The organism is Dictyobacter alpinus (assembly GCF_003967575.1).
Classification (GTDB): Bacteria; Chloroflexota; Ktedonobacteria; order Ktedonobacterales; family Ktedonobacteraceae; genus Dictyobacter; species Dictyobacter alpinus.
Genome location: NZ_BIFT01000001.1, coordinates 2,870,391 through 2,890,457 on the forward strand (window position 1 = coordinate 2,870,391; position 20,067 = coordinate 2,890,457).

Genomic DNA, 20,067 nt, shown 5'->3' on the forward strand with positions numbered 1-20,067 from the left:
TTTACATAGCTATAAAGGAAACCATCCATGCGTGTTCAGATTCCTTATGGGAGTACGGCCCGTACTATAACTGTACCAGATCAAGCGGTTGTGCTTTCTTCACATAGCACTCCTGCGCTAGAAAATGAGCGAGAAGTATTTCTGGCAGCTTTGCGTAATCCGATTGGGAGTGTACCACTGATAGAAAGGTTGAGTCCTGATAATCGTGTGGCTATTGTGATCTCGGATATCACGCGTCCAACCCCTAATGAACGTATCGTGCCCTGGTTGTTAGAAGAACTCTCCTTTATCCCACGCTCCCAGATCGTGATCCTGAATGGGACGGGTTCGCATCGGGCCAATACTCGCGAAGAACTGATCCAGATGCTGGGCCAGGACGTTGTGGATACAGTAGAGATCGTGAACCACAACGCCTTTGCACCAGACGAACTGGTAGCGCTGGGAAAGAGTACCGGTGATGTGCCGGTCCTGGTCAATCGTCGTTATCTAGATGTTGATTTCCGGATTGTGACAGGATTTATCGAGCCCCATTTCTTCGCTGGCTTTTCTGGTGGGCCTAAAGGTATTATTCCTGCTCTGGCAGGCATCGAGACCATCCAGGCCCTGCATAGTGCTCCATTGATTGGTGACCAGCATTCTACCTGGGCCCTGCTCGAAGGCAATCCTATTCATGAAGGCATCCAGGCGGCCGTCAGGTTATGTCCACCAGAGTTTCTGGTCAACGTAACACTGGATCAAGAGCGCCATATTACTGATGTCTTTGCCGGCGATTATATCCGTGCCCACTACGCCGGCTGTACCGCTGTGGCGCGTAACGCCACCCAGGCGGTAGACCAGCCATTTGATATTGTGATTACCAGCAACAACGGCTATCCCCTGGACCAGAACCTCTATCAGAGCGTCAAAGGCATGACCGCAGCCGCCCAGATCGTCCGGCCGGGCGGAGCCATCATCGCGGTCGCCGAATGTCGCGATGGACTGCCCAAGCATGGAAACTTTAAAGCACTACTACAGATGCGCGAAAGTCCGGCCGCGCTACTGGAACTGATCAATCAGCCAGACTTCCAGATGCACGACCAATGGCAGGTCCAGAAGCAGGCCCTGGTACAGATCCAATCCGATGTTTACCTGCATTCAAGCCTGTCCGACGACGTCGTCCGGGCCGCGCAACTGTTACCAGCATCCGATCTGCAAGCCACCGTCGACAAGCTTCTCCAGCAATATGGTCCTCAGCCCAGCATTGCCATCCTGCCCGAAGGACCCGTAATGGTACCATATGTGGCCCGGGAAGCACCTATTTAAAAAAAGCAGATCGATCGTACGTGGAGTGGGCGCCACACGCAAGACCTTACTGCTGGGTTTGCGTGGGCCCTTTTTACGTGCATTCCTGTGTTTGTGGAATGGTTTTGTGATATTCAATAATTGATAGTAGGAATTTTGAGGACGATTTAACGTGTATTTACTTTCTCTTAATAATTTAGTGTTAAGCTAGTGATGGTAGAGCCCCTATAGTATATAAAGTGTACCCGTTATATTTAATTAAAGGGGAATAAGGTTTAATGTTTAAAATGTTACGTACTGCTGCTTCTGTTCTTGCGTTAGGAACAGTATTGATCAGCGGTGTGGCGGTTTCTAATGCGGCAGCTACTCCTGCCGATAATAGTCCTGCCAGTAAGACAACAACACCTATTAAGCATGTAGTTGTCCTCTTCCAGGAAAATGTTTCTTTTGATCATTACTTTGGCACCTATCCCAATGCGACCAATCCGGCTGGCTCACCAACCTTTAAGGCAGCGAAGAATACGCCTTCGGTCAATGGATTGACTGGTCCACTGCTGACCAATAATCCTAATGCGGCCAATCCACAGCGTCTGGATCGCTCACAGGCTCTAACCTGCGACCAGGACCATGCATATACTGATGAGCAGAAGGCCTTTGATCATGGCTTGATGGATAAATTTGTCGAGTCAGCGAGCGGTGGCAGCTGTCAAGACAAATCCATCGTCATGGATTACTATGATGGCAATACCGTTACCGGCATGTGGAATTACGCCCAGCATTTCGCGATGAGCGACAATTCCTATGGCACTACCTTTGGTCCTTCGACCCCAGGTGCTCTGAACCTGATTTCTGGTCAGACACATGGTGCAGCACCTGCAAACTTTGGCTATCCTGGCTACCCCGTAACCTCCAATGGTACCCTGTTGAACGATGGCGATCCGACCTATGATGATTGTTCCGCCAAGGGTACGACCGTTGCTATGTCTGGTCCTAACGTGGGCGATCTGCTCAACAAGAAAAACCTGACCTGGGGTTGGTTCCAGGGCGGTTTCGCACCATCTGCAACCACCAATGGACAGGCAACTTGTGGCACAACCCACAATAATATTGGCGGTGCATCCGTAAAGGACTATAGCGCGCACCACGAGCCATTCCAGTACTACCAATCCACATCCAATCCACATCACTTGCCTCCAACATCGGCGGCGATGATTGGTAAAAGCGACCAGGCTAATCACCAGTATGACCTGAAAGACTTCTGGACTGCCGCTGACGGTGGCCGTATGCCTGCAGTGAGTTTCCTGAAGGCTGCTTCTTACCAGGATGGTCATGCTGGCTATTCTGATCCATTGGATGAGCAGCACTTTGTGGTCGATACCATCAACCACTTGCAGAAGCTCTCCTCCTGGAAAGATACCGCCGTCGTCATCTCTTATGATGACTCCGATGGCTGGTATGATCATGTGATGAGCCCAATCGTCAGTCAGTCCAATGATCCTAACGATGCTCTGACAGGCGCTGGACAGTGTGGAACAGCTAAAGCTGGTGCCTACCAGGGTCGCTGCGGTTATGGTCCACGTCTGCCCTTGCTGGTCATCTCACCATACTCCAAGCAGAACTTCGTTGACCATTCCATCACGGACCAGTCTTCGATCCTGAAGTTTGTCGAAGACAACTGGCAGCTGGGCCGTATCGGAGATCAGTCCTTCGACGCGATCGCTGGTAGCTTGAACAGCATGTTTGACTTCTCCCATCACGGAGATCATGATGACAAGATCATCCTGGATCCTGTTACAGGACAGCCCACACGGCGCTAAAAGCCACTAAAAACGCTCTATCAAAAGAGCATGCCATATTCCTGCAAAGGATGTCGGCATGCTCTTTTTGTTATACTGGCATGCCTTTTTTTTCGTTTCTGGAGGTGTTATTCTTATTAGTGACTTTGAATGGACTAGAAGAGGAGAAGTTTTATGCAACCATGGTCCGCGCCATTGAGTGGGCGCTTTGACGAAGTTGTATTCGAAAGTACGGTGCTTAAAGATAATCCCCTGCACGATCCCTATCAGCGTCCGTTATGGATCTATCTCCCGCCTGGCTATGATGATGAGCCTGCGCGGCGCTATCCAGCCGTCTATATGATTCAAGGATTGACTGGCCAATTGGATATGTGGCGCAACCGCTCGGCTTTCCGTAAGAATTTTCCTGAACTGGCCGATGAGCTATTTGCGAAAAAAGAGGCGCCGCCGTGTATTATTGTCTGGGTGGACTGCTGGACCTCCTATGGTGGCAGCCAGTTTGTGGATTCGCCGGCTACAGGTAAGTATCATACCTATCTCTGCGACGAAATTGTCCCCTGGATCGATGCGCATTATCGCACGCTAGCGGAACGTGATCACCGTGGAATTGCTGGTAAGTCGAGTGGTGGCTATGGCGCGATGATTACGCCGATGCTGCGTCCAGATCTCTGGGGTGGACTGGCCACACATGCGGGCGATGCCCTGTTTGAGACCTGCTACCTACCAGATTTCCGCAACTCGATCCGCACCATACAGGACCGCTATGAGGGCTCCTATGAAAAATTCTGGCAGAGCTTCCAGAGCCGGGTTGCCTTTACCCAGAGCGGGGATGAAGGTCCTATGAACGACTGGTGTATGGCCGCCTGCTACTCAGCAGAGCCAGATGGTACCGTACGTCTGCCCTATGATCTCGAGACCGGCGCCCTGATCCCCGAGATCTGGGAACGCTGGCTGGCCTGGGATCCTGTGCGTATGGCCCCTAAACATGCCGAGAGCCTGCGCAGCATGAAGGCCATTTATATCGATGCCGGTAACCGTGACCAATACTTCCTTGATCTGGGCGCCAAAGCCTTCTACAAGACCCTCAAGCAATTGGGCGTCAACGACGTCCATTTTGAACTCTTTGATGGTACTCATTCCGCCATCGAGTACCGCTATCCTATCAGCCTCAAATACCTGGCTGAACGCCTCGCCTCCTAAAAAGACACAGGTGGGCGCCACTACAGCGGCGCCCACCTGTGTCTTAAGCTTTTACCTTCTTACGTTCTCAAGTTGAACCATAGCTTTATCTCGCTGCTCGCGCTTTCTGAAAAGCACAGAAAGAACCAGCATAATCAGACCCAGCAGAATAAAGGATGGGCCAAATATCAAGATCATAAATAAAGTAAAAAAGTTTTGTTGATGCAGCACAAATGGCGCAAGCATGCTGAGTATACCAACCAGGAATGATGAGATTGATGCTATTGCTGCAAATAGCTTGATTGGAAAAGGTTTCTCTGCTGCACTGTTATCCAATGCTATTTCTCCTTAGCTTTATGTCTATATCAGACGAGTTCAATCTCATTTTACCTGATTGGTATTAGTTTTTATATTGTGTTTACCACACAAAGATTTTTTCATCGCGTAGATCGTAGAGTGGTTTTCCTGAGTGTGCGATGATCACCTGTTGCAGGCGGGCAGTAATATCTTGGTATTGATCAAAGGGCATATCCGGCTTAAGCATGGATAATTGGGTCAACAACGAACGTTGCGGTCCTAATTGGAACCAGCGTACAACGCCATTTTCACTGGTAACCTCAAACTGAATCGTGGCGAAACGTTTGGCGTTGCCCCACATCGCAAAGCTTTGTATATCTTGCCAGGCGATAAATGTTGGCTTGCTGTATATCTTGGTGGCAATGCCATACTCGTCAACAATGATTTCTTGACCCAGGAACTTGCGCAAGAATAGTGCGAAGATCGCGAATATGATTAGGGACATAAAAAGTAGCATGACAAACATGATACCAACGAAGATAGCTATAAAGCTGATGTTTTGTGGTGACACGATGACAAACAGGACCGTAGCCATGATGATCAGGGTCAGCAGAAGGAAAGACGTAGTAAAGATAAAGAGTTTTTTGAGATCCAGACGGAGAGCAATTCTGACTGGTAGTGTTAGCGCATTGGCATCTGGTTGTGGTTGTGGCTGAGCCAGAAATGCGCTATTTCCAGAGATTGCCTGCCGCCGTCGCAACTCGGTACGCTGATGACGCCGTTTGAAGACAAAGAAAGCAAGGATAAGTAATAAACTTAAGGAAAGTGTTTCTCCTATCAAAAAGTAATTAGGACGGCCAAAAGCCAGGGAGGTGGCAGTATTAAAAAGAAGATTTAGAATTATAAAACCTTCCATGGCGAAGAAGAAGATATAGTAGCGACGCATAGGATCATTTTTACGCATGATTGTCACTCCAAATTTTTGAATAGTGCACCAACTAGAGCCTTAGTTTTTCTAATGATCGTAGGTACTGCCGGATATATATTGCTGCTATTACGAGAATGATGCCCGCTTTTACCAGCCCAAGAAAATTGGGTATGAGATAGACTAAGGCGAGTAAAAGCAAGGTGATCAAGATATCTGAGAGCGTCACATTTACTTTTCGTTTATGGTCTCGTATTCGTGAATTTTTTCGCACCATACGAACGCCACCTATAAGAGCCATGACGATGCATATAACTATCAATCCATTATTGATGGAAGGTTCAGATGATGCATGACCAAAAATCACATATTCAATTATTGCCGCAAACCAGAAACCATAAGCCAGGGTTGCCTGTCTCTTGAGCGTTTCTATATCTGGCTCTACCATGATGTATCCTCTTTAAAACAAAAATGCATTAAAATTAAATTTAGAAGTACACCCAGATCAGGATGTTATTACCTGATAGATATAGAAGGATAAATACATCTATCATTCTATATACATAGTTAGCGGGATAAAAAGATGCAATTATAATATATGTCTTCATCGGTCGATAACAAGTGTAGGAATGTAAGGAAATGTCGTGAGTAATCTGAAGTCCCATATGTTTCATTTGTAGATATGCATAATGCAAATAAACGAGCAGTAGCGGCAGGGCTTGCCCCTGCAACCTCTCCAACGTACGATCAGGTCCAGTCTCTAGCCTGTATTTGCTTTGATTGCTACTCTAAATATTAATACATGTTTAAGGGATATTTATTACGTTAACGGGTTGCAGGGGCAAGCCCTGCCGCTACTGCTCGTTTATTTGTGCTGTGATGATTGGCATGCATCTTGTTGGAGGTAAGTAGTTCTGATGGCTTGACAAGTGACCGTCAGTCATTTATATTATAGGTGACTGTTGGTCATTTGTTGGTTATTCTAGGGAGAGAGTAGGAGGGTTTGATGGGTGGATTAGCGGGACGGCGGCGGGCTGTTCATGATGAGCAGAAGGGTGAGCGGCGGCAGGCTATCCTGGATGGAGCCTGGGGGCTGTTTCTGGTCAGGGGTTATGAGGCGTTGACGATGGCGGAGATTGCGGGGGAGGTGGGGCTGGCGAAGGGGACGCTCTTTTTGTATTTTAAGACGAAGGAGGCTCTGTTCCTGGCGCTGGTGGAGCAGCAGCTGAAGGTCTTTTTTGCGCAGTTGGATGCTCAGCTGGCGGTTCCTGTGAAGGATGCGCCTATTCCAGCTGTGAGTGAGATACTTTGCGCGGTACTGACCGAGCATCCAGGCTTGACACGTTTGCTGGCAATTGTGCATACCATTTTGGAGCAGCACATTCCTGATGAGGTGGCGCTGCATTTTAAGCAGTTGCTGCAAGGTCATTTTGCTACTACCGGTGCTCTGTTAGAGCAGCAGTTGCCATTTTTACGGGCTGGTCAGGGTATGCATGTACTCTTACAGGCGTATGTCCTGGTGCTGGGATGCTGGCAGATCGCAGATCCAGCGCCAGTGGTCAGGCATGTGTTAGCGGAACATCCTGAGCTGGCGGCGTTTGATGTGCAGTTTGGTAGCGAGTTTACGATAGCGCTGCAGGCTTTGTTATATGGCCTGGAGCATATGGCTCAGCAGCGGGCCGAAGGAGATGAGAAGCGATGAAGTATTTTGTGACCGGGGCAACCGGCTTTGTTGGCGGCTATGTGGTACGCCAGTTGGTTGAGGCTGGACATGAGGTGGTGGCGGTCGTGCGTAAGCCGGCTGCGGCCAGCGATCTGGCGCAACTGGGGGTGGAGATCCATCAGGGAGATGTGACGGATAAAGAGAGTATGCGCGCTCCCATGCGTGGCGTAGATGGCGTGTTTCATATCGCGGGTTGGTATAAGGTAGGAGCACGCGATAAAAGTGGTGGCGAGAAGATTAATATATATGGTACTAAGAATGTACTGGAATTGATGCGTGAGCTAGAGATTCCCAAGGGTGTGTATACCAGTACGATCGCGCTGAACTCGGATACACATGGGAAGATCGTAGACGAGACTTATAACTACTATGGTCCTCATTTGAGTGAGTATGATCGTACCAAATGGATCGCGCACTATGCTGTGGCCGAAAATATGATCGCTGCAGGACTACCGCTGGTAATTGTGCAGCCCGGTTTGATTTATGGTCCTGGGGATAACAGCAATGTACGTCCGACGCTTGTGCAGTATCTCCAGAGGAAACTGCCACTGGTGCCAGCGAAGGCCGCGCAATCATGGGGCCACGTTGAGGATATGGCACGTGGGCATATCCTGGCCATGGAGAAGGGCCGCATTGGTGAAAGCTATATCATTACTGGCTCTTCATATACTGTTGTAGAAGCACTGAAGATCGCGGAAAAGATTACCGGCATTCCTGGTCCACGCGTACAGATGCCACCGATGGGAATGCGCGCGTTGTCACGTATGGCGGGAGTTGCTGAGAAGGTCGTGGCTCTACCTCCCTCTTATAGCGCTGAATATCTCAATGAGATTGCCCAGGCCACCTATCTTGGAAGTAGCGCTAAAGCCGAGCGCGAACTTGGCTATCGTTCTCGTTCACTTGAGGATGGATTACGCCAGACATTGGATTATGAGATGAAGCTGTTGAAGATGAAATAAGCTTAGACTCTTTCCCGGGAGAGAATATGTTTGTTATAAGCGAAGGATACGCAAATGAACCTGCGATGGCAGGTCCATTTGCGTATTGGGAATACAACTTAGATGCTGCTTACACAGGGATGGTAGGCGCGCCATTTTTCGTAGCCAACTTTAGCGTAGAAGTCGGTCAGCTCGACCCAGTCGATAAAGCAGTTGCCGACGCCACGCTCTTTCAGGAGCTCTGAGGCACCGGCTACCAGGGCGATGCCAATACCACGACCACGCTCACTTTCCGCGACCCCAACCGCGGCCATCGCACCAGTTGTCTCGCCGAGAAGATCCTGCCAGATTACGTCGGTGCGCTCAGGGTGAGACTGTTCTGAATACATGATCAGCGTACCAATGATCTCACCCGACTCATCGTGGGCTACCAGCAGGTCGCGGAAATCACCGAGGTCGGCGCAACGCTCATACTGGGGGAGCCAGTTGGCGAAATGGCGAGCCTCAAAGGCCAGCACATCAGTGATGTTCTGTTGTTGAGCACTACTGATGGTAATCTTTTCCTTTTCAATGCGTTCAAGGATGCGCTCAGGTGTCTTATAATCACTGAGATCCTGTACCAGATCATAGACGGTTGCTGATAGGTCCCAGCCCTTGTTCTGAAAGAATGCCTGGGCAGCTGGCAGATTCTCAGGCATACCACACCAGAAGCGTGGGCTCACACTTCCCAGGCGCACCGATTTGATGTCCTGCTCACGGAAATGGTTGAGGGCCGTATCCAGCAACGCGGTACCGATTCCTTGCCGCTGCAGCGTTGGATCTACGACCAAAGCGACCAGCTGTCCAATCTTTTCTGAAGCTTTAGAATGCTTGGACGTCGCAACAAAACCAACGACATGACCATTCATGCGCACCACAAAATGCTGTGGCTCAGGTCCTGCAAGCACCTTTTGCATGCGTTCCTGATTTATTGGCCAGACAGATGAGAGGGATGCCTGCCAGAGAGCATGAACATCCGCGAGATCATTATTTTCGTCATAAGGTTGAATATGTTCAGTAGTAACTTGCATTATATAAAGTGTCCTATCTAGTGATGACCAGTGGTAAACTTTACCGGCTGAGTGGATACAAGCCTGGCAGGCTCACAGGGAGTTTTCCCTGAGCGATTACCTCGCCAAAGAGCACGCGTGCCGCTGCTTGCAGGGCTGGCGGTGTATATTCGTAGGTAACCAGATATGTTTCCAGTTGCGGTATCGCCAATAAATCATATGGACTATATACTGCCAGTCCGATCACAGGTTTTCCCGTTTGCAGGAAGTGTCGTACAACATCCCCTTGATAGTGATCCAGATTTGCATTCACTGTCAATACTATAATCATAGCAAAATCCTTAACCACCTCGCCAATCTTCTGGCGCATCCGCGTGGCATCTTGTACTGTGATGGTTATGGTTTCTACATGCGCATGGCGCTGGCGTACCTGCTCCACAAAGGTATCGGCAGCCTGCGATTTATCGGATGCCAGGGTGTAGGCGGCTGGCTGGAGGATAGCGATAAGGATGCGCTGCTCAGGCTGTAAATGCAGCGGTAGCAGGTGTTGTTGGTCGCGTACGACCGTGGTTGAACGCTCATAGGATTGATCGCGTAGCTTTTGCTGCTCCTCAGATCTGATCACATGGAGCTGTTCTGGTGTTGGCAACTGTTCCCAGGACAGCATGCGTGCCTTCAAATTAAGGACGCGCTCACAGGATGCCTGGATGGTCTGCGGGCTCAATGTGTGGTCGGCTACGGCCTGATAGGTTTTTTCGATGCCGCCTTTCTGACGATCATAACGATGCGAAATCATAGCTAGATCGCTACCAGCTTGCAGGGCCATCACGGCACCTTGCTCAACACCCAGCGTTTTAGCGACCGCATCCATCTCCAGACAATCGGTGGTTACCACACCATTATAGCCCAGTTTCTCGCGTAACAGATCATGGATGACGGTCCGTGAAACCGTGGCCGGCACCATCTCGTTAGCAGCCATCAAGGCTGGCAGATAGAGGTGACCGATCATCACGCTATCGGCCCCAGCGGCAAGACCTTCACGGAAAGGAATCAACTCTACAGACTCCATGCGCTCAAGATCATGAGGGATACTCGGCAGGGCCAGATGCGAGTCCACGGCGGTATCGCCATGACCGGGGAAGTGCTTCAGACAGGTGACCACGCCAGTGTCCCGATAGCCTTCAACCATGGCCACCACATGGCGGGCGACCTGCTGTGGATCTTCACCAAATGAGCGAATACCGATTACCGGATTGGCTGGATTATTATTAACATCCGCTACTGGTGCAAGATTCATGTTGATGCCCAGTGCCTTGAGCTCGCGACCAGTTGCCTGGGCGATCTCACGTGTCAGTTCAGGAGAAGCAACCGCGCCCAGGGCCATATTGCCAGGGAAGAAGGTCGTGCTATCACCGAAACGCCGGACCATGCCATTTTCCTGATCGATACAGATCAGCAGGGGATAACGATGACCGGCCTCACGCGCTACTTTTTGCAGGGACTGTGTCAGTTCCTGGATCTGTTGAGGATCCTGCAAGTTGCGGGCAAACAGAATGATGCCGCCCACATGATATTTCTGGATCAACTCAACGATTTCAGGCGTCACCTTTGTACCGGGGAAGCCTACTACAAATAACTGACCAATCTGTTCTTCGAGGCTCATATCATCTGAAAGCTGCTGCATTGCGTTCTCTTTTCTCGTTTTATACACGAATCCATTGGTTAAAGTCGACGATCTCGATGACCGCACGGGCTGCGCTTAAGGCTGGCTGCTCCACCAGGACTGGCTGTGCCAGTTTGTGCGTACTGGCAAGAAGCTCTAAGAAGCGTGCTTGAAAGCTCAGCTCGTTGATCAATAATCCTCCACCAAGTGCAAGGGGAAGTGGTTGCTCGGGATTCATGCCAAGCTTGCGAGCGACCGTCCTGGCGGCCAGCACCAATTCATTGATCGCGTGCTGGACCAACTCTTGCGCGAGCGGATCTCCTTCGCGTTCGGCCTGTAGTACACAGGTCGAGAGGCGCGCAATTCTGGCTTTATCCGCTTGAAAATAGACCTCGCCGATCAATTGTTCGGCCCGCTCAAGCTGCCAGAAGGCCAGGATACGTTCCAGCAAGATGGTGTGTGGGCCCCGACCATCAGCGGCCCGTACGGCGGCCTGTAAAGCCTGGCTACCCAGAGCATAGCCGCTACCCTCATCGCCGAGGAGATTCCCCCAGCCGCCGGCACGTGTGGTTATGCCCTGAGCATTACGGCCCAGCGAGATCGAGCCAGTACCCGCGATCAGCACCACACCGACCGTGCCGGGTAACGCACTTAATGCCAGTTCAGCATCGTTCGTCAGAAACACCGTGCCTGCCAGATGCTCAACTTTAGGAGCCAGCGCGGCATAATCAGCGGGACGATCAACGGCAGCGAGTCCAAGCCAGGCTTTTTCGATACTGAACTCAGTTCCAAGTGGAAGCCGGGCCTGCTCAACGGCGGCATAAATATTGCTGATCGCCTGCTCCAGGCCAACACTGGTATAATTCGAGCTACCGGCCTGGCCGCGTCCAACCTCTTCGCCGCGCGCATTCACAATTACCGCCAGTGTCTTACTGCCGCCGCCATCAACTCCCAGATAAAATGTCTCAGTCTGTGAATTATTCATTCTGCCATTGCCTCTAAGGTTGTACGTAAAATATTATCATGGGCCGCCAACTTTGCGCGGGCCTCATCTGGAGTCACATGGTTTTTGGCGACCACAATCGCCGTTTTGGTTTCGCCATTGGACTGCTGTAAGAGGGCCAGCGCATGCTCAGCGTCAAGTCCGGTCACGCTCTGTACAATCTTACTGGCCCGTTGCTCCAATTTATAATTGGTGGCCACCACATCTACCATTAAATTGCCATAGGTCTTACCGAGGAGGATCATGGTACCTGTACTCAACATGTTCAGCACCATCTTCTGGGCGGTCCCGGCCTTCAGGCGCGTTGAACCGGTAATCGCTTCGGGTCCGACAATTGGGGAGATAGTAATATCAGCCAGTTTTTCCAAAGGAGAGGCTGGATTACAGACCACGGCGATGGTCAGGGCCTGTTGTGTACGGGCATAGGCCAGCGCACCAAGCACATAGGGCGTACGACCGCTGGCCGCGATGCCGACAACCGTATCCGCAGGCGTCAGTTGCAGGCGCTCTAACTCAGCCTGTCCAGCCCTGGGACTATCCTCGGCATCCTCAACCGCGTTGGCGGTAGCGATCGGACCACCGGCGATCAGGCCAACAATCTGATCTGGCGACGTACCAAAGGTTGGAGGGCACTCTGAGGCATCGAGGATACCCAGGCGGCCCGATGTGCCGGCTCCAATATAGAGCAGGCGTCCACCCTGGCGCATACGCGTGGCGATCGCGCTAATAGCTTGCGAGATCGCCGGTAGAACCTGTTCAACTGCCCGAGCCACCTTCGCGTCCTCGGCATTGAGCGCCTGCACGATTTCCAATGGACTCAACTGATCAATGTTGGTCGTGGCCGGATTGATGGTCTCGGTTGCCAGGGCAGAGATCGTCTGAGCTTCATTCTGCTGAGGTAGATCCGACATATGCTCGCTCCTTCTTACATAAAGAAAAAAAGTCGTAGAGTCCGCGCCTACTATGGCATTAATTGTTCGCGCTTCAAATTGGTATAGTAGGTATATTTGTTGCCGCAATACATGGCTTTGGCGTATTCAATTGGCTGATCGCGCTCGGTGTAGGTGATACGGCGCGTAAAGAGGGCGGCACTATTTACTGGAACCTTCAGCAACTGGGCGGCCTCTTCGTCGAAGAGGCCGGCCTCAATCTCTTGCTCGGCCTCCATTAATGGCAGGCCATATTTTGTTTCCAGCAAGCGATAGAGCGAGTTATTCTCTAGATCCTCTTCAAGCAATTTCTCGCAACCCATAAAACTCAAATGTGAGATTTCGACGGCCAGAGGCACCCCATCGGCGAGGCGTAGGCGTTGTAGATAAAAGATAGGCTGGCCTGGTTTGATGCGTAGACGTTCGGCCGTCGTCTCATCAGCAGGCATCATGTGGGCATTTAAGACCCTGGTGCCGGGACGCTGGCCACGGGCGCGAATATCCTCGGTAAAGCCGGTCAGGTGAATCAATTGCTGTGTAATCTTATGCCGACTTACGAATGTCCCTTTACCCTGCTCACGGTAGAAGAGCCCTTCGTTGACCAGTTCAGTGATTGCCTGGCGGGCCGTCATACGACTAATACCATATTGTTCACCGAGTTCACGCTCAGAGGGAATGAGATCACCCGGCTTCCATTCACCAGACCGGATCTTTTCGCGCATAATCTCCTTCAATTGATAGTAGCGCGGCAGGGGTCCTTTACGAAACACTGTGCTCATGTCTTACAATCCTTTGTTGCTCCTGCACGAACAATAGTAGTTATGGGAAACGAATAATGAATGTCCCATCTGCGATCGCATCGCATGTTACCTTATTATAACCAATATTCTGCCTCTTGCCCCATTGGCTCACTTCTCCGGAGTCGTAACGGCAGGGCTTGTCCCTGCTCCAGTTTACGTACTACCAGGCGCAAGCCCGAGGCTGACATGTTTCGCCATGCTTACCTCACGACGACCACGTGTCTCAGGGACGTGTCGTACGTGAACTGGAGCAGGGACAAGCCCTGCCGCAACTGGTATAATTGGTATATCGTCTATACCAGGTCTCTCTATTAAATAATCACAGATAATTCGTTGTACGTCAAGCTTTGTGGTGCTGAGTTTGTGATTTTTCCGTATTATATATAGCTGATGAAATACGGCCGGGAGCCAACTTTTTGTGATGTTATGGGTTTGGCTAGATCATGAGTGGTGGTATAATTGGTATATTGTATAGACCACTGTGTCTTTGCGGTCGGAATGTGGTTACTGTGAAGCTAGAGAAAAAGTAAGTCTGTGAGAGAGGGAAACTCAATGCGGTTTACATTACATGGTGCTCACCTTGTAGATGCAACGATGGATGTTGAACGAGGAGATCTCGTTGTTGATGGTAGACAGATCCAGTCTGTTGAGCAGAGTGCTGGCCCGGAAGATGGTGCGCAGGTGGTTGATGCCACGGATAGTATTATCCTGCCAGGATTCATAGAGGTCCATACTCATGGCGGTGGTGGCTTCAATCTACATACAACCGATGTTGAAGAGATTCGCTCGTATCAGCGCTGGATTCCAGTTACGGGGGTTACCTCTTTTCTGGTGGCGGTCGTTGGGACGCCGGGTGCGTTGCCTGAGCAGCAATTAAATACGGCGGTGGAAGCGATTGAGCAGGCCAGAAAAAATCCACAGGAGCCGGGTGCGGAGCCAATGGGAATCCATCTGGAAGGTCCTTATATCAGTTTAGAGAAGCGGGGCGCCCATCCTCCAGTCTGGCTGCGTAAGCCTGATGAGGAGGAGACCGAGTTTATTATGGATCTGACACGCGGCCATCTGCAATTGATTACGATTGCTCCTGAGTTGCCGGGTGCCCATGATATGATTCGTACCCTGGTTGAGGCTGGCGTGACTGTGAGTATCGGGCATACTGATACTGATTATGATCAGGCACGCGAGGCGATCAAACTGGGCATTACCCATGCGACACACTGTTTTAATGCGATGCGCCAACTCAAGCATCGCGAACCGGGACCCCTGGCCGCGATTGTGCAGGCGGACCAGGTGTTGGGCGAAATCATTGGTGATGGTATCCATGTACATCCAGCGATGATGGATATACTGGTCAGACTACTTGGACCGCAGCGTACCATTGTTGTCACCGATGCACTGGCCGGTGCCGGTATTCCTGATGCCACCTTTGAGTTCGCGGGACAGCAAGCGCGCGTTATTTGTGGGGCCGCCCGCCTCTCTGACGGCACCCTCACTGGCAGCGTGCTGACCATGGATCAAGCTATGCGCAACATGCTTGATATTACCCATGTCACCTTATCCGAGGTATCCGGCATGCTTTCTTATAATCCTGCCCGTTCAGCCCATGTTGCGGAGCGGAAAGGCCTGCTCAAAGCCGGCTATGACGCGGATCTGGTTATTTATAACAAATCCCTTGAACTGCAAGCTACAATCTGTAATGGACAGATTGGTTATGCCACTGACGAATGGCGTCAACGGCTCAACAAGCAATAATAATAACCGTATGTGTGGGTCCTGCGCCCGATTGCCCGGACATACGGGGTAGCCTGATCGGGCGCGTGACCTGACCATACGGAGGTTGGTTTATGTGGATATTATGGGTATGGGCTCGCTTTGGGCTGTGTGTGGTAGCTGCAACGCTGGTGATGTCCTGTGCTACTCATACGGCGAGTGTGAGTTCAATAGAGGTGAAGGGGGTAGCGGCGCACGAGGAGCGTCCGCTGATGGGAGTGTGGATAGCGACGGTAAAAAATATTGATTGGCCTTCTCGTGCGGGTCTGACCGCTGACGCACAGCGATCAGAGTTTCGCAAACAGCTGGATAAGGTGCAGGCGATGCATCTCAATACCGTGGTAGTGCAGGTAAAACCCGAGGCAGACGCTCTTTATCCCTCAAAGTATGCACCATGGTCACGCTATTTGACAGGTGTACAGGGGAAAGATCCTGGCTATAATCCGCTAGCATTTATGGTGACGGAAGCCCATCAGCGTGGGCTGTCATTTCACGCCTGGTTTAATCCATTCAGGGTGGCAATGAATGAGGACGTAAAATCACTGGCCCCGAATCATCCCGCGCGTGTACATCCAGATTGGCTGGTACACTATGGTGGAAAACTCTATTATAATCCGGGCATACCCGAGGCCAGAGAATTTGTCATTAATAGTATTCTGGAAGTTGTCCAGTCCTATCCGATTGATGCAGTCCACCTGGATGATTACTTTTATCCCTATCGTGTGCCGGGCATGGAGTTTCCCGATCAGGCGCAATACAAGCGCTATGGAGCGCAGACGTTTGCCGATAAAGGGAATTGGCGGCGGGACAATATCAATCGCTTCGTGGGTGAGTTGTCGCAGCGTATCAAACAGGTAAAGTCGAGTGTGGAGTTTGGTATCAGTCCCTTTGGGGTATGGCGCAATAAAGCGCAAGATCCAACTGGCTCACAGACGCAGGCCGGCGTCACAAATTATGATGATCTTTATGCCGACACCCGCCATTGGATTCAGCAGGGCTGGCTGGATTATATTGTGCCGCAGATCTATTGGAAGATTGGCTTTAAGAAGGCCGATTATGAGACGCTTGTGCGCTGGTGGGCACATGAAGTTGATGGTAGCCGGGTCAAACTCTATATCGGGCAGGCCGCCTATCGGGTCGATGAATGGCATGATCCCAATCAATTGCAGGCGCAACTGCGCATCAATCAACGCTATCCCCAGGTACGTGGCAGTATCTTCTTCAGCTTGAAAGATCTGTTACGTCATCCCATTGTTGTGCCATCCAAATAGCGGCATACGCAATTTTTTCAATACTGCGCCAGATAGCAGTGAAAAAAGCTGCGTATGATATTAATTAACGCCATGTGCAAGTTGTATCCCTCACACCTCGTGCCTACGGCTCTCGCTTGTTTTGAGGAGGAACATGGCGAGGCGGTCGCGACCGCCTCGCCATGTTCCTCCTCAAAAGAGTGGGTATGTGGAAAACTTGCACATGGCGTTAATTAGCATAAAATAAAACGCAATACACAAAAAAGTACTTTTGTGTATTGCGTTTTTATATATTACCAATTAATCTTCAAGAGATACCGCTTTCTGATGAATTTTGGTCTAGTGGTCTAGATGTCTTGACAATACGCATAATTCCGTGTATGTTTTTCATAGACGCACTATTGATATCATTCATTATCTGATCGCATAAATTTCGTATGCTTTTCATCTAACATTATCTATATGGATAGATGATAGGTAAGCATACTTATTACCAAATTTGGAGGTGCTGCTATAGAGACGTAAGGCAGATATGATGGATCAATGTTATGCCGGTGTGTGTGTATTGCATGATTAAGATCGATGTACGGTATATGTCTGTTGGAATAGCTTTTTTGTAGCTATCTCTGTGGTCTAGTAATCTAGACTACATAATGGCTTTCTATTTTTAACGCGCTGTTTTTTATAACCTTCAAGGAGGTTTAGCGTGGCTCCAACTCTCGTTTCATCGCTCAAGGAGAATAAAAGCAAAAGCGGGACGGCTTTGTTTTCACTCCTCATTATCCTGGTCTTAATCCTCGCCGCTTGCGGAAATAGCGGCAATGGCTCCCCGACTTCCACCAACAAGAAGCACATCCTGACGATTGGTGCTCACGTTGGTGGCGACTACACCAAATCTTTGAGCCCATACAATCCAACTCTAGTCAATGAGGGCATTCAGGGTATGGTGTATGAGACCCTTCTCTTCTTTAATCGTAATGATGGCCAAGTACAAAATCTGCTGGCGACCGATTACAAATGGAGTTCAGACCAGAAGCAGCTAACGTTTACGACGCGTGAAAATGTGAAATGGTCGGATGGTAAGGATTTTAGTGCAGCGGATGTGGCGTTTACATTCAATATGCTCAAGCAGTATCCAGCCGCCGACTCCAAGGGCCTATGGAGCTATCTCAGCACAGTGACGGCCTCGGATGCTAAGACGGTAGTGCTCACCTTCAAGAATCCTAATCCTCCACTCCTCTGGTATATTGGTGGACAAACCTTTATTGTGCCGGAGCAAATCTTTAAGGGTGTGGATCCCACAAAGTTTGATAACGCAAATCCAGTCGGAACAGGTCCCTTCAAGTTCGCGAAGTTCTCTCCACAATTGTTGACCTATACCAGGAATCCTGGCTACTGGCAGGCCGATAAGGTACAGGTCGATGAGCTCCACTATCCGGCGGTGAAGGATAATCAGACATTACAGTTGAAGTTGATGAAGGGCGAGATCGACTGGGGTAGCTTCTTCGCACCGGACCTGGATAAGACCTATGTGCAGAAGGATACGCAGCATAATCATTACTGGATGGCCCCGACCGATATGTTTACGCTCTATGTCAATCTGACTAAAGCTCCGTTTAACGATGTGAATGTGCGGCAGGCAATCAGTGCTGCCATTGATCGTGGTCAACTTTCCAAGCAAGCCGAGAGCGGCTATGTGGCGCCAGCCAGTCCCACCGGCTTGATCCTGCCAAATGCGAAAGATTATCTTGATCCGGCTTACCAGAATGTCCCTTCCACCGCTGACGTGGCCAAAGCCGGACAATTCTTGCAGAGCGCGGGCTATGCCAAAGGTGGTGACGGCATCTATGCTAAGAATGGTAAGAAACTCTCTTTCTCAATCAAGGTAGTAAGTGGCTGGACCGACTGGGAGACCATGGCTGCGGTAATCAAGCAGAATTTGAAGGACGCTGGCATCGATGCATCGGTGGATACGATTCAAGATAGCGCCTACTTTGATGCTCGTAACAATGGTAACTATGATGCCCTGATCGGTGGTCTCTTTGGTGGTCCGACACCATTCTACCTATATGATACCCATCTGAATAGCGTCAACCTCTCGCCAAAGGGTTTTAACTGGGGTAAATGGAAGGACAGTCAGACCGACAAGTTCCTGCAAGAATATTCTTCAACCGTTGATCCCGCCAAACAGAAGCAGGCGATTATGGGCCTGGAGAAAATTTACGCAGATAAGTTGCCAAATATTCCCCTGGTAAATGCGGCCTCCTGGTATGAATATAGCACCAAAAACTTCACCGGTTGGCCCAGTAAAGACTCTCCCTATGCCGTTGGTGCGGCCTACTCAACTCCCGATAATTTGATGGTGATACTGAACTTGAAGCCGGTCGCATAAAGTTTATTCGTCTGGCACGTCTTTTCAACAGAGCTCACATTATCGTGAGCTCTGTTTGGAGAAGGAGTAACTGGGATGCGCCATTTGTTCCGCCGCATGTTTTTCTATCTGGTGGCAATCTGGATATCGATTACCCTCAACTTTTTCATTCCTCGATTGGCACCAGGAAATCCCGCGCAGGCCATGTTGACGCGCCTGGAGAGGCGCGGCCCGATCAGCCCCTCAACGCAACGAGCACTGGAGGCCGCCTTCGGGGTGAATACCAGTGATTCTATCTGGATCCAATATTTTAAGTATTTGAATAACATGCTGCATGGAGATTTTGGCATCTCATATGTGCAATATCCTGTGCCTGTAACCTCGATTATCGCGCAGAATATCGTCTGGACAATATTGTTAGGGGCGGTCGCGGTCGTGATCAGTTTTCTACTGGGCTGTCTGTTTGGGATTGTGATGGCCTGGAAGCGTGGCTCATTTCTGGATAGCTTTCTCTCGCCAGCGATGACCTTTCTTTCCGCGATTCCCTACTTCTGGCTGGCCTTGATTATTCTTTATTTCTTTGGCTTTACCTTGAACTGGTTTCCGTTTGCGGATGGCTATGATACGACGCTGGATATGGGCTGGAACACAGATTTTATCTTGAGTGCACTCTATCATGCGATTCTACCCGCGCTAACAATTGTGCTCTCCTCGATTGCTGGTTGGATGTTGGTGATGCGTAACTCGATGATTACCACCCTGTCAGAGGATTATGTCTTGATGGCCGATGCCAAAGGACTGGCACGCTGGCGGGTGATGTTTTTGTATGCGGCCCGTAACGCTATTCTACCGAATGTGACCGGTTTTGCGCTGGCGATCGGCTCGATTGTAGGTGGACAACTGCTTACCGAGATCGTCTTCTCTTATCCTGGTATTGGTTTCTCACTGCTACAGGCAGTACAGGGACAGGACTATCCACTGCTACAAGGCATCTTCTTGATTATTGCCCTGGCGGTGCTGATGGCCAACTTTATTGCTGATCTGGTCTATATTGCGTTGGATCCACGTGTACGGCAGGAGAGGAGCGCTTAAC

The 20,067-nt window shown here is 50.2% G+C and carries 17 protein-coding genes; 9 read left to right on the top strand and 8 right to left on the bottom strand.

Translation table 11 applies throughout. The features are described from left to right. The first annotated feature begins 27 nt into the window (after positions 1-27). The 3 genes from larA (at position 28) to EL633_RS11405 (ending at position 4,277) form a co-directional block, all read left to right on the top strand. Positions 28-1,302, top strand: a complete 1,275-nt coding sequence (gene larA / locus EL633_RS11395; protein WP_126627298.1) for a nickel-dependent lactate racemase — start codon at positions 28-30, stop codon at positions 1,300-1,302. 257 nt (positions 1,303-1,559) lie between these two features. Beyond that, on the top strand, positions 1,560-3,098 hold the full coding sequence (locus tag EL633_RS11400; protein WP_161982086.1) for a phospholipase C: 1,539 nt from the start codon (positions 1,560-1,562) through the stop codon (positions 3,096-3,098). 153 nt (positions 3,099-3,251) lie between these two features. After that, positions 3,252-4,277 carry an alpha/beta hydrolase gene (locus EL633_RS11405; protein ID WP_126627299.1) on the top strand — a complete coding sequence of 342 codons (1,026 nt, stop codon included), beginning with the start codon at positions 3,252-3,254 and terminating at the stop codon, positions 4,275-4,277. Between the two features lie 51 nt (positions 4,278-4,328). Here the strand turns inward: EL633_RS11405 and EL633_RS11410 are convergent, their stop codons facing one another. From EL633_RS11410 to EL633_RS11420, 3 genes are all read right to left on the bottom strand, one after another. Further along, complete coding sequence (locus tag EL633_RS11410; protein WP_126627300.1) at positions 4,329-4,592, bottom strand: hypothetical protein; 264 nt, start codon at positions 4,590-4,592, stop codon at positions 4,329-4,331. Between the two features lie 82 nt (positions 4,593-4,674). After that, positions 4,675-5,517, bottom strand: a complete 843-nt coding sequence (locus EL633_RS11415; protein ID WP_126627301.1) for a hypothetical protein — start codon at positions 5,515-5,517, stop codon at positions 4,675-4,677. A 34-nt stretch (positions 5,518-5,551) separates the two neighbouring features. Next, the gene (locus tag EL633_RS11420) at positions 5,552-5,926 is read right to left on the bottom strand and encodes a hypothetical protein (protein ID WP_126627302.1); all 375 of its coding nucleotides are present in this window, start codon (positions 5,924-5,926) and stop codon (positions 5,552-5,554) included. Between the two features lie 558 nt (positions 5,927-6,484). On the opposite strand from EL633_RS11420, the gene EL633_RS11425 reads away from it, so the two are divergent. Together EL633_RS11425 and EL633_RS11430 are read left to right on the top strand one after the other, a co-directional pair. Continuing rightward, the gene (locus tag EL633_RS11425) at positions 6,485-7,180 is read left to right on the top strand and encodes a TetR/AcrR family transcriptional regulator (protein WP_126627303.1); all 696 of its coding nucleotides are present in this window, start codon (positions 6,485-6,487) and stop codon (positions 7,178-7,180) included. Next, positions 7,177-8,160 (top strand): NAD-dependent epimerase/dehydratase family protein, encoded by a 984-nt coding sequence (locus EL633_RS11430; RefSeq protein ID WP_126627304.1) that lies wholly within the window; start codon positions 7,177-7,179, stop codon positions 8,158-8,160. The genes EL633_RS11425 and EL633_RS11430 overlap by 4 nt, the downstream gene beginning before the upstream one ends. A 98-nt stretch (positions 8,161-8,258) precedes the next feature. Here the strand turns inward: EL633_RS11430 and EL633_RS11435 are convergent, their stop codons facing one another. Genes EL633_RS11435 through EL633_RS11455 form a run of 5 tightly spaced genes read right to left on the bottom strand, consistent with a single transcriptional unit; the run spans position 8,259 to position 13,562 of the window. Further along, the gene (locus tag EL633_RS11435) at positions 8,259-9,209 is read right to left on the bottom strand and encodes a GNAT family N-acetyltransferase (protein ID WP_126627305.1); all 951 of its coding nucleotides are present in this window, start codon (positions 9,207-9,209) and stop codon (positions 8,259-8,261) included. 40 nt (positions 9,210-9,249) lie between these two features. After that, positions 9,250-10,872, bottom strand: a complete 1,623-nt coding sequence (gene nagZ / locus EL633_RS11440; RefSeq protein WP_126627306.1) for a beta-N-acetylhexosaminidase — start codon at positions 10,870-10,872, stop codon at positions 9,250-9,252. 19 nt (positions 10,873-10,891) lie between these two features. Further along, a complete protein-coding gene (locus tag EL633_RS11445; RefSeq protein ID WP_126627307.1) occupies positions 10,892-11,836 on the bottom strand; it encodes a BadF/BadG/BcrA/BcrD ATPase family protein in 945 nt (314 codons plus the stop codon). Then, positions 11,833-12,765 (bottom strand): N-acetylmuramic acid 6-phosphate etherase, encoded by a 933-nt coding sequence (murQ, locus tag EL633_RS11450; RefSeq protein ID WP_126627308.1) that lies wholly within the window; start codon positions 12,763-12,765, stop codon positions 11,833-11,835. The genes EL633_RS11445 and murQ overlap by 4 nt, the downstream gene beginning before the upstream one ends. Before the next feature lie 50 nt (positions 12,766-12,815). Beyond that, complete coding sequence (locus tag EL633_RS11455; RefSeq protein ID WP_126627309.1) at positions 12,816-13,562, bottom strand: GntR family transcriptional regulator; 747 nt, start codon at positions 13,560-13,562, stop codon at positions 12,816-12,818. Positions 13,563-14,135: 573 nt separating this feature from the next. On the opposite strand from EL633_RS11455, the gene nagA reads away from it, so the two are divergent. The 4 genes from nagA (at position 14,136) to EL633_RS11475 (ending at position 20,066) form a co-directional block, all read left to right on the top strand. Next, entirely contained in the window at positions 14,136-15,335 is a 1,200-nt protein-coding gene (nagA, locus tag EL633_RS11460; protein ID WP_126627310.1) for an N-acetylglucosamine-6-phosphate deacetylase, read from the top strand. A gap of 92 nt (positions 15,336-15,427) precedes the next feature. Next, complete coding sequence (locus tag EL633_RS11465; RefSeq protein WP_218027460.1) at positions 15,428-16,624, top strand: glycoside hydrolase family 10-like protein; 1,197 nt, start codon at positions 15,428-15,430, stop codon at positions 16,622-16,624. A gap of 685 nt (positions 16,625-17,309) precedes the next feature. Beyond that, positions 17,310-18,995 (top strand): ABC transporter substrate-binding protein, encoded by a 1,686-nt coding sequence (locus EL633_RS11470; RefSeq protein ID WP_126627311.1) that lies wholly within the window; start codon positions 17,310-17,312, stop codon positions 18,993-18,995. Positions 18,996-19,070: 75 nt separating this feature from the next. After that, a complete protein-coding gene (locus EL633_RS11475) occupies positions 19,071-20,066 on the top strand; it encodes an ABC transporter permease (protein WP_126627312.1) in 996 nt (331 codons plus the stop codon). The last annotated feature ends 1 nt before the right edge of the window (position 20,067 follow it).

Coding starts and splice junctions, on each gene's coding strand:
- larA (WP_126627298.1), top strand. CDS start 28: ATGCGTGTTCAGATTCCTTATGGGAGTACGGCCCGTACTATAACTGTA.
- EL633_RS11400 (WP_161982086.1), top strand. CDS start 1,560: ATGTTTAAAATGTTACGTACTGCTGCTTCTGTTCTTGCGTTAGGAACA.
- EL633_RS11405 (WP_126627299.1), top strand. CDS start 3,252: ATGCAACCATGGTCCGCGCCATTGAGTGGGCGCTTTGACGAAGTTGTA.
- EL633_RS11415 (WP_126627301.1), bottom strand. CDS start 5,517: ATGCGTAAAAATGATCCTATGCGTCGCTACTATATCTTCTTCTTCGCC.
- EL633_RS11420 (WP_126627302.1), bottom strand. CDS start 5,926: ATGGTAGAGCCAGATATAGAAACGCTCAAGAGACAGGCAACCCTGGCT.
- EL633_RS11425 (WP_126627303.1), top strand. CDS start 6,485: ATGGGTGGATTAGCGGGACGGCGGCGGGCTGTTCATGATGAGCAGAAG.
- EL633_RS11430 (WP_126627304.1), top strand. CDS start 7,177: ATGAAGTATTTTGTGACCGGGGCAACCGGCTTTGTTGGCGGCTATGTG.
- EL633_RS11435 (WP_126627305.1), bottom strand. CDS start 9,209: ATGCAAGTTACTACTGAACATATTCAACCTTATGACGAAAATAATGAT.
- nagZ (WP_126627306.1), bottom strand. CDS start 10,872: ATGCAGCAGCTTTCAGATGATATGAGCCTCGAAGAACAGATTGGTCAG.
- EL633_RS11445 (WP_126627307.1), bottom strand. CDS start 11,836: ATGAATAATTCACAGACTGAGACATTTTATCTGGGAGTTGATGGCGGC.
- murQ (WP_126627308.1), bottom strand. CDS start 12,765: ATGTCGGATCTACCTCAGCAGAATGAAGCTCAGACGATCTCTGCCCTG.
- EL633_RS11455 (WP_126627309.1), bottom strand. CDS start 13,562: ATGAGCACAGTGTTTCGTAAAGGACCCCTGCCGCGCTACTATCAATTG.
- nagA (WP_126627310.1), top strand. CDS start 14,136: ATGCGGTTTACATTACATGGTGCTCACCTTGTAGATGCAACGATGGAT.
- EL633_RS11465 (WP_218027460.1), top strand. CDS start 15,428: ATGTGGATATTATGGGTATGGGCTCGCTTTGGGCTGTGTGTGGTAGCT.
- EL633_RS11475 (WP_126627312.1), top strand. CDS start 19,071: ATGCGCCATTTGTTCCGCCGCATGTTTTTCTATCTGGTGGCAATCTGG.